Source organism: Rothia sp. HMSC067H10 (genome assembly GCF_001810635.1).
GTDB classification, from domain to species: Bacteria; Actinomycetota; Actinomycetes; order Actinomycetales; family Micrococcaceae; genus Rothia; species Rothia dentocariosa.
On the sequence record NZ_KV802289.1, the window covers coordinates 1 to 1834 of the forward strand.

The 1834-nt window shown below is 45.5% G+C and carries 1 protein-coding gene and 1 pseudogene; both read right to left on the bottom strand.

Annotated elements, in window-relative coordinates; genetic code table 11:
- Positions 1-683 precede the first annotated feature (683 nt).
- Positions 684-1382 (bottom strand): hypothetical protein, encoded by a 699-nt coding sequence (locus tag HMPREF2756_RS03400; RefSeq protein ID WP_070618332.1) that lies wholly within the window; start codon positions 1380-1382, stop codon positions 684-686.
- 105 nt (positions 1383-1487) lie between these two features.
- Positions 1488-1834: pseudogene (locus HMPREF2756_RS03405) on the bottom strand (hypothetical protein); the annotation flags it as partial.

Genomic DNA, 1834 nt, shown 5'->3' on the forward strand with positions numbered 1-1834 from the left:
AGCCTTGTGCCGCAATCCTCAATATCCTCTACATCCGCACAGTCTACTTCAGCGATATACCACCCCTGGTCTTGCAAACGAGGCTTCATCACCTTCTCCCAATACCCACTCTCGTAAGTGAACACCGGAACAATGAACCCATCCTTATATTCTTTTTCATAAACCATATAATTATTTCCTTAAGAAATCCCACACAGGGGGTATTCATAAAGAACCTACCTAAGTCCCTGATGAATAAACCCTTAAGCAACATTCCAAAATTTTAACCTCAAATGCTATCACGTCTATCCCATTCCTATAAGCCTCGAACCATCTAGGGTACACCGAAACTCTATTCGGTAAGCTAGTTGACTTCATTATTCTGACTACTAATCCGCCAAATAGGTTATACCCGAGCGCACGGTCTCGGTAATACCAGCCTTATCCACCGAATCCATCACCGAACACAACGCAAGCTGATAATAACCGTGACTCAATATAAGGACTGAACCGGTACTGTTGTAGGCTAAGGTTTCTTACTCGCAGTCAGGGTCAGCATAAAATTCTCAAGCGACCAATCTGTAGAAGTTTGAAAGGCCTTGACCATATCGGACCCATGAGCTTGCCCCATGCCTGATCTATAGATTGATTCTCGAACCCAGTACCAGTTGAATTATGCGGATACAGGCTGAACCTAAAAGTGGTTATTCATCCACAGGATATCCTGCATCACCCGTAAACGCGGGACTCTCCGGGTACCTTTCAGGATCAAAAATCCAATCCCCCCTCTCATCACACCGAGGAGCCGGGAACCCCTGAGGGAAATATTTTTTCTTCCGCTCCTCATGCCAAGTCCACGGATACTCCACCACCTCCGGGCCAGCAATCAGAATCTCATTATTTCCTGTAAAGAACTGCTCCACACGCGGCAAAGAAGCCCGGCTCACCCCGAACCCGTACCCTAAAGTCACCTCATAATCATCCCCAGACCGAGGATATGGGCTAGGACGCATAGGATAGTCCAGACGCATATAATCAACCATATGCACGGCATAGATAGCATATCTATCATTGCCAAGACGATCTGCCATCGACAGTACGTCCTCAAAGTTTTTATAGTACACAAACAGCCCCTGACGCAGATCAAGCCAATCAACCTCAGTAGCATATTCAAAAGCCCAATGGACATCAAACTCATACGGAAAAGAGTCCCAGTCGAAGTCCAAAGCTGTTAAGAGACGACGCCCAAATTCCAATGATCCAGTGGCTCCAGCACAGTCAACCTCTGCGATATACCACCCTTCACGCTCAAGATAGGGCTTCATACAATTCTGCCAATACCCATCCTCTTCAATGAATACCGGGGCAATAAAAGGTTTTGAAAGATTATGTTCATACGGCATGCTGTTTCTTTCCCAAAAATAACTCACGAGGCAAATAAAGATATAGAACACGACCTGGGGTATAACCCATATACGTCATCTAGCTAACCACCAGATGCCTTGATACTATGAGTCCTTACTGCCAGTGTAGGAAGTGCTCTCGGGGTACTCATCAGGGTCATTAATCCAATCCGTACCATCCTCATACAACGGGTCAGGAAAACCATTCGGGAAGAAAAACTTCTTGCTCTTTTCCACTTCAGTCCAAGGGTACTCTGCCTCGTCTGCCGCGATGACTACTCGATTTTCAAAGAACTCTTCCATCTGGGACACGTTCTCTTGTGAAATATCAAAACCGTATCCCACAAGTACTTGATATGATCCACTACCATGTAGTGGACGACCAGCATAATTCACCTCCATGATCTCAAGAATATTCACACATGCGCTTATATCATCATCAGCCATAGTAA

Coding starts and splice junctions, on each gene's coding strand:
- HMPREF2756_RS03400 (WP_070618332.1), bottom strand. CDS start 1,382: ATGCCGTATGAACATAATCTTTCAAAACCTTTTATTGCCCCGGTATTC.